Annotated in this window: 5 protein-coding genes and 1 pseudogene; 2 read left to right on the forward strand and 4 right to left on the reverse strand. The window is 43.1% G+C overall.

Annotated features, from left to right (window positions below):
- Nucleotides 1-378 (reverse strand): putative manganese transporter (locus ACP45E_RS00560; protein WP_241824227.1); only part of this gene is annotated, 378 nt, incomplete at its 3' end.
- 432 nt (nt 379-810) lie between these two features.
- Between ACP45E_RS00560 and ACP45E_RS00565 the strand changes: the two genes are divergently transcribed.
- Together ACP45E_RS00565 and ACP45E_RS00570 are read left to right on the forward strand one after the other, a co-directional pair.
- Nucleotides 811-1,716, forward strand: coding sequence for a manganese-dependent inorganic pyrophosphatase (locus ACP45E_RS00565; protein ID WP_017034926.1), 906 nt, complete (start codon nt 811-813; stop codon nt 1,714-1,716).
- Between the two features lie 83 nt (nt 1,717-1,799).
- Entirely contained in the window at nt 1,800-2,192 is a 393-nt protein-coding gene (locus ACP45E_RS00570; RefSeq protein WP_017034927.1) for a DUF2750 domain-containing protein, read from the forward strand.
- Nucleotides 2,193-2,310: 118 nt separating this feature from the next.
- Here ACP45E_RS00570 and ACP45E_RS00575 read toward each other — a convergent pair whose 3' ends face one another.
- The 3 genes and pseudogenes from ACP45E_RS00575 to ACP45E_RS00585 form a co-directional block, all read right to left on the reverse strand.
- Entirely contained in the window at nt 2,311-3,096 is a 786-nt protein-coding gene (locus ACP45E_RS00575) for an ATP-binding cassette domain-containing protein (protein ID WP_017037928.1), read from the reverse strand.
- Entirely contained in the window at nt 3,093-4,088 is a 996-nt protein-coding gene (locus ACP45E_RS00580) for an oligopeptide/dipeptide ABC transporter ATP-binding protein (RefSeq protein ID WP_017037929.1), read from the reverse strand. The genes ACP45E_RS00575 and ACP45E_RS00580 overlap by 4 nt, the downstream gene beginning before the upstream one ends.
- Nucleotides 4,088-4,166 (reverse strand): annotated as a pseudogene (locus ACP45E_RS00585) (ABC transporter permease subunit); the annotation flags it as partial. The pseudogene ACP45E_RS00585 and the gene ACP45E_RS00580, both read right to left, overlap by 1 nt.

Consider the following 4,166-nt stretch of genomic DNA (forward strand, 5'->3'; position numbering starts at 1 on the left):
AGCCACCATTGCTCCGAATCCTACGCGGCCACTGATAAACTGGGTCGTCACTACAATTGCGCCCCCGCAACCGGGTAACGCCCCGAGAAGCGAAGCAAAAATGACCTGATGAGTACGAGAGCGTGTATAGAGCTGAACCAGTGGACTGTTTTTGCGGATTCGACTGGAAAGATAGTGATAGATCGCCAATGTAAATGCGACATAACATGAAACCGCCCAAAAAGCATCGGATAAGGTCGATACGGTGATTTGCCTTGTGGTATCGGATGCCAGTAGAGCAAGGAGACAAATGGGAAGAATCAGTCGTTTATAAGTTAAACGAAACTGAGTCGATGAAAGCCAAGATAAATGATGGTTAAAAGGGCTGAATGTATTCATCAACAGAGAATCCGTAATTATTCAATACCTTTATTATATGCAAATGATAACCATTATCAATCGCATTTATTTTGATTTTTTAGGGGGAGGTTCTTTTGTCAATATCAGCAGTAAGACGTACAACAGAAGTTGTGCCACTTTAAAAGCCTATCCCTTGCTTGTAAATTCGAGAGTAACTGCATGGTATATTTGGAAAAATTAGGTTTAGCAACGGAAAGCAGCGATAAATGAGCCGTGGTCGGTGATGAGAATATGGATAGAAAATACTGGTTAAAAAGATACGTTATAGATCGAAAAAAAATGACAGAGACACGCTTGGTTTATGCTTTGAGATGTAAAGGAATGACAAATTAAAAAATTCAGGTAAAGTAACACCTTTGTGAGCAACCTCACCCCGCAGAGGGTGAACAAACTAAATGAACAGGAAGAAAAATGATTCTAGTTGTCGGTCATAAGAACCCAGATAGTGACAGTATTTGTAGCGCATTAGTAGCCACTGAGCTATTAAAGTCTCGTGGTCTTGAAGCGATGCCAATTCGCCAAGGCGAAATTAACCGCGAAACGCAGCACATTCTAGAGGTTGCTGATGCTAAATCTCCGGAACTGCGTACATCTGTTGCTGGCGAAAAAATCTGGTTAGTAGACTACTCTGATCTAGCACAAGCCCCTGATGATGTCGCTGATGCTGAAATCCTAGGTATTGTTGACCATCACCGTCTTGGTGATGTAATGACTGTCAACCCTATGGAAGCATGGATCTGGCCTGTAGGTTGTACTAACACTGTTCTATTTAACATGTTCAAAATAGAAGGCCATACGATTTCTCAACAGATCGCTAAGCTGATGATGTCGGCGATTCTTTCTGACACGGTAGGCTTTGCTTCGCCAACATGTACTCAAAAAGATAAAGATGCCGTTGCAGAGCTGGCTAAAATCGCAGACGTACAAGATGTTGATGCATTCATCAAAGATCTTTTGATTGCAAAAACAGACATCGAAGGCCTTTCTGCTGCTGAACTCGTAGAGAAAGATCTAAAAGGTTACCCATTTAATGGGCGTGATGTGGTTGTAGGCCAAGTTGAACTTGCAACTCTAGAGCAAGTGGACGGCATGATTGAAGAGCTAGAAGCGGATCTAGAAGCTCGTTGTGCGAAAGACAATCTAGCCTTTGCTGCTGTTATGTTAACTGACATTACAACGGCTCAGACTCGTCTTCTTTACAAAGGCGAGTGGGCTGAAAAATTAGTGAAGCATGAAAAAGATGGCTTACTAATGATGGAAGACACGCTAAGCCGTAAAAAGCAAGGTTGGCCTTGGCTGCAAGCTGAATTAGTATAATCAAATGTGAATTATTGAAGCGCCCACAGGCATAGTCTGTGGGCGCTTTTATTATGAAAGCTTAAAAAGCTGAGGAATAAAACATGACAACGACAGCACTAAACGCCGATCAAATCGCGACGATTAACCGTTATAACGATGATCAACGTTTCAAATATTGTATAAAAGAAATCGTCACCAATAAGCAAGTTTGGATTCTTACCGATGAACATGGCTGTGTGATGCTCAATACAGAGGACGATGATTGTGTCCCTGTCTGGCCAAACGAAGAGTTTGCGACGGCTTGGGCAACGGATGATTGGAAAGAGTGCAAAGCAGAAGCTATTTCATTAAACAAATGGCATAGCCGATGGACTCAGGGGCTTGAAGATGATGAGCTTTCCATCGTTGTATTTCCAAACGAAAAGGAAGAAGGCGTGATTGTTTTTCCAGACGAATTTGACTTTGAACTAAAAAAACAAGCAGCAAAACGTTAGTCAATTTTGTCGAGTTACTCCTCAGTGAAAGTCATTCACTGTAAGAACAGGCGGAATGACTTTTACTGAATTTTTCGTACTCATAGATCCCAAGTTCAGACTGTTTAACCAAGTTAGGCTATTTAAAAAAGGGTGCTTTATTAAAATGGCTTTCAATCATACGTTGAGTGATAGGATGTTGGGGGTCAGATAGTACTTGGTGTGTCTCTCCTGATTCAACGACATCGCCCTCATGCATTACAATCACTTTATCGGTAATGTGCTTCATTATTCCAATATGTTGGGATACGTACACAAAAGAAACGCCCATCTCTTCTTGTAGTTCCAAAAATAGGTTAATGATCTGAGATCGCATTGCCATGTCTAGGCCATTGAGTGCTTCATCTGCAACAATAATGGAAGGCTGAAGAATGAGTGCTCTCGCCAAACAAATGCGCTGTTTTTGCCCTGTTGCTAACATTTGTGGATAGAAATAGGCGTGCTCAGGCAGAAGGCCAACTCTTCTTAACGTTTCTTTGACCCGTTTCATTCGAGCGTCAGGAGTCATATTGGTGTTTCTCTTCAGCGGCCCTTCGAGTATTCGGCCCACTTGAATCCTGGGGTTCAAAGACGTGTTTGGATCTTGAAAAATCATTCGAATCAACTTGCAACGTGTCGAATAGTCTTTGTGCTCTAACAGTTCGCCATTAACACGAATGTTACCCTCTGTAGGTTCAACCATGCCGGAGAGCATTCGAGCGAGGGTTGACTTTCCAGAGCCATTTTGCCCGATAAATCCGATGGTTTGTCCTGCATCTAATGAAAAACTGACGGGCTTAACCGCGTGATGAATTTTCTTTCGAAAAAAGCCAGAACGGGTAACAAAGTCTTTTTTCAGCCCGCTGACCTCCAACAATGCGCTCATTGTTTTTTCTCCATGTTAAGAGGAAAGTGGCAAGCAAATTTATGTTGCTTAATCCGCCGAGTAGGGGGAATCATTACGCATTGTTTTTGAGCGTAGGGACATCTTGGCCCGAGTCGGCAGCCAATAGGTAAATGTTGAAGAGGTGGAATAGAGCCAGGTAAAGACTGTAATTTCTGTTTATGAGGAATCCAATCACTGAAATCAGGAACGGCTTTGAGCAATGCAGAAGTATAAGGGTGCTTTGGCGCAGACAAAATCTTCTTGGTACTGGCGGATTCTACCGATTGCCCACAATACATTACTGTGATGCGGGTCGCCCATTGAGTAATGGTGGCTAAGTCGTGCCCAACCAACATAATGGTCGTATTGTGTAGTTGATTCATTCGGCTTAACAGACGCAAAATTTGTGATTGTGTTATTGGATCGAGATCATTGGTCGGCTCATCGGCAATTAATATCTTAGGTTTAGTCGCGATAGCCATTGCGATCATCACTTTTTGGCATTCTCCATCCGTGAGTTCATATGGGTAGCTTTCCATTAAGCTCTTATGATCTTTTATGCCTACTTTGTGCAGCAGTGTAACGGCCTGTTTTTTACGCCATTTTAATCGTTCCCACCAACGCCCTGTAAATGTTCTAGATGGGATGGATTCAATCAACTGCCTACCGATTTTCTCAGAAGGGTCGAGGCAGGTGGAAGGTTCTTGGAAAATCATAGCGATATCACGGGCGATGACTTTACGTCTTTCTCTGGGCGCGAGTTGCAAAAGGTCTATGTTTCCGAAGCGCATTCGATCGGCAGTCACTTTCCAGTTGTCTTTACAAACCCCGACAATAGCCTTAGCGACAAGACTTTTACCTGATCCCGACTCGCCAACTAGACCTCGAATCTCTCCTTCATTTAAGGTTAGACTCATGCGATCTACCGCTTTGACTAAGCCTTGAGGTGTGTCTATTTCAATCGTGAGATGGCGAATATCTAATAGCGGCATTACTCAGTCCCCGCATTAAGCGCTTGTCTGATCCCTTCGCCAACCAAGTTGATCACGATAACCGTGACCATAATGGCC

It is taken from the genome of Vibrio genomosp. F10 str. 9ZD137, assembly GCF_049974785.1.
In the GTDB taxonomy this organism is placed as follows: Bacteria; Pseudomonadota; Gammaproteobacteria; order Enterobacterales; family Vibrionaceae; genus Vibrio.